Genomic DNA, 3295 nt, shown 5'->3' with positions numbered 1-3295 from the left:
TGTCGAGGTTGCCGTCGACGCGCACCTGCCACTCGACGTCCATCGTCTCGGGATCGATCGCCGTGAGCGCCGCGCCGTACTCGCCGGGCTCGTCGAGGTCCCGCCCGTCGTTCGGGATCGGTACCCGCAGCTCGCTCACGGCGAGGACGAGCTCCGTGTCCGGGTAGAGGCCGGTGAGGCCGTGGATCCCCTGGACGTTCGGCACTTCCACGATGGCGTCGGTCACGAAGTACTGCAGGTCGATCCGGGCCACCCGCGGGTTGGCCTTATCCTGGATGAACAGCCACCGGCCGTCGAAATCGTTGTCGGTCTGGCTGAGCCGCGGGTGGTGGGCGTCACCCCACGAGTAGCCGCCCGCGTCCGCCAGCATCTCGCGGGTCTCGTCGTCGTGGCCGTAGCCCCGGGCGCTGTCGACCTGGAAGACGGGGATGCGCGCGATCTGACGCATCGACGGCATCCCGTACACCCGGACGTCGCTCCCGTGGCCGCCCGACAGGAAGACGTAGTAATCGTCGAGTTCCCCGGGCGGGACGTCCGCTCGATCGACGGCCGGCGCGACGTCGGCGTCGTCAGTATCGAAGACGCCGAGGCAGCCGCTCAGCGTTCCGAGGGCGCCCGCGGCCATGCCAGCCTTCACGAAGTCTCGCCGTTGCAGACCGAAATCCGCGAACATGGAGTCGGTCGAATGGCGCGGTTCGGCGTCGGTGTCGGTGTGTAATTCGTTACTCATGGCTCTCCGAGGGAGGTGAACTGCCGGGGCCCGACAAATTGCGGCCGGCCTATCGAAGATTCAACCTCTTCTCACTAAAGTGAGAGGTCTCGCCGGTACATAACGGTGTTTTCACCGCGGTCGATATATCCGAGCGGTGATCGGTGCGGCCGACGCCATCGGTCAGCCGACGACTGTCCGCTCTCCGCGGTGTCCGACGATCCACCGGTGAGGGTCGACGGCGATCGAGGTTTGTCAGACCCGCCGCGAGGAGTTGAGGACGACCAGCGCGCTGCTGGTCGCCATCGCCACCGCCGCCAGCAGCGGGTTGAGCAGCCCGGTGATCGCCAGCGGGATCGCGACTCCGTTGTAGACGAAGGCCCAGCCGAGGTTCTGTCTGATTCGGCGGTTCGTCCCGTCGGTGAGCGCGAAGACGGCGGCGACCGACCCGAGGTCGTCGTCGACGATGACGGCGTCCGCGGCGTCGGTCGCTAGCTCCGTGCCGCCGCCCATCGCGATGCCGACGTCGGCGGCGGCCAGCGCGGGCGCGTCGTTGCTCCCGTCGCCGACGACGGCGACCGTTCCCCGGGCCCGGAGCCGGCGGACCGTCTCGGCTTTGCCCTCCGGCGGCACGCCGGCGTACACCTCGTCGACGGCCGACAGCTGCCGGAACTGCTCGGCCGCCGGCCCCTCGTCGCCGGTGAGGACGATCAGCTCGCGGCCGCTCGCGAGCGTCTCGACCGCCTCGCGCCACTCGTCTCGGGGCTCGTCCCCGACGGCGATCGCGCCCCGGGCGCGGCCGTCCCAGCCGACGAGGACGGGGACGTCGCCGCGTTCGCGCGCTTGCGTCGCCGCGTCGGCGAGTGCCTCCGGAACGGTCCAGTCACGCTCGTCGAACAGCTCGGGGTGGCCGACGACGATCCGCTCGCCGTCCACCAGCGCGGAGACGCCCCTGGTCTCGCGCGTGAAGTCCGCGACCTCGCCGGTGGACGCGACCTCGCCCAAGGACCCCGCGGCGGCTCCGTCCGCGAGTTCTTCGTCCGCAGCTGCCGCTCCCGCCGCCTCGCCATCGGCCGCCTCGCGAATCGCCCGCGCGATGGGGTGCTCGGAGTGGCCCTCGACCGCGGCGGCGCGTGCCAGCGCGCGCTCGGGGTCGATCCCGTCGGTCTCGACCGACCGCACCGACATCGCGCCGGTCGTCAGCGTCCCCGTCTTGTCGAGGACGACGACGTCGACGTCCGGCGCGTCCTCGAAGACGCTCTCGCTCGCGAGGACGACGTTGCGCTCGGCGGCCGACCGGACGCCGGAGGCGACCGCCAGCGGCGTCGCCAGCCCGAGCGCGCAGGGACAGGAGACGATCAGGACCGTCAGCCCGACCAGCATGGCGGCGGTCGCCCCGCCGCCGAGCGCCAGGGTGGCTGCGGCGGCGAGCGCCGCGAGGACGAGCACCAGCGGCACGAAGATGGTCGCGAGCCGGTCGGCGAGTCGCTGGACGCCCGGCCGCGCGCTCTGAATCCGCCAGAGCAGTTCGACCAGCCGGTCGAGCGTGCTCTCGGCGTCCTCGCCCACCGCGACGACGAGCGAGGCGTCGGCGACGAGCGTACCCCCGCGGACGGGATCGCCGGGTACCTTCTCGACCGGGAGCGACTCGCCGGTGAGCAGCGACTCGTCGACCGCGGCCCGCCCCGAGTCCACCGCGCCGTCGAGGGGGATCCGCTCGCCGGGCCGTACCAGGAGTTCGTCGCCCGGTTCGACGTCGGCGACGGGGACCCTCTCGCCGTCGGCCAGCCGGGCCTCCTCGACCCGCTGCTCGGTGAGGTCGCGCACGAGGCCCGCGGCCCGGCGTTTGACCCGGCCCTCGTACCAGGTGCCGGCGGTCACGACGAGGATGATCGCGACGGAGACGTCGAAGTAGAGGTCCGTGCGGCCGACGAGGATCGCCAGCGTGCTGTAGGCGTAGGCCGCGAGGGCCGCGACCGAGACCAGCAGGTCCATGTTCGGCCGCCCGGCGCGCAGGCTCACGTACGCGCCCCGCAGGATCGGGTAGCCGGTGTAGAAGACGACGAACGAGGTCATCAGCCAGATGTTGGCGAAGAGGTAGAGCCCGTCGTAGCCGCCGAGGTCGACCAGCGGCTCGTAGCCGAAGTAGGTGGGATACAGGAAGAGGGCGTACCAGAGCATCACCATCATCCCGAAGAGGCCGCCGCCGATCAGGAACGTCACGAGGGCCCGGTCGCGGCTCGACTCGCCGCGGCCCTCCTCCCGGCCCCTGGCCTCGTAGCCGTACCCGGAGAGGAGGTCGGGCAGGTCCGCCTCGTCGACGGTCGCGGGATCGTACTCGACGCAGACCGTGTCGGTGGCGTAGCTCGCCGCGGCCGCGCGGACGCCGTCCGCGCTCGCCGCTCGCGCCTCGAGGAACGCCTCGCAGGTCGCACAGTGCATGCCGTCGACGCCGAAGTACGCCCGCTCGCAGCCCGCGGCCGGCTCCGGACCGAGGCCGTCCCCGTCGCCGTCGTCGAGTCGGCCCGCGACGGCGTCGTCGTCGACGGCGTCGAGATCGCCGAGCGCCCGCTGCACCTGGAGGCA

Annotated in this window: 1 protein-coding gene and 1 pseudogene; both read right to left on the bottom strand. The window is 71.9% G+C overall.

From position 1 onward, the window contains the following. Positions 1-730 (bottom strand): annotated as a pseudogene (locus tag QZT59_RS15485) (twin-arginine translocation signal domain-containing protein); the annotation flags it as partial. A gap of 234 nt (positions 731-964) precedes the next feature. Then, on the bottom strand, positions 965-3295 hold a 2331-nt coding region (locus tag QZT59_RS15480; protein WP_290818450.1), incomplete at its 5' end, for a cation-translocating P-type ATPase.

This window comes from Halovivax sp., assembly GCA_007119345.1.
In the GTDB taxonomy this organism is placed as follows: domain Archaea; phylum Halobacteriota; class Halobacteria; order Halobacteriales; family Natrialbaceae; genus Halovivax.
Note: the sequence above shows the minus strand (reverse complement) of the source record. Positions and strands in the feature narration are given on the sequence as shown.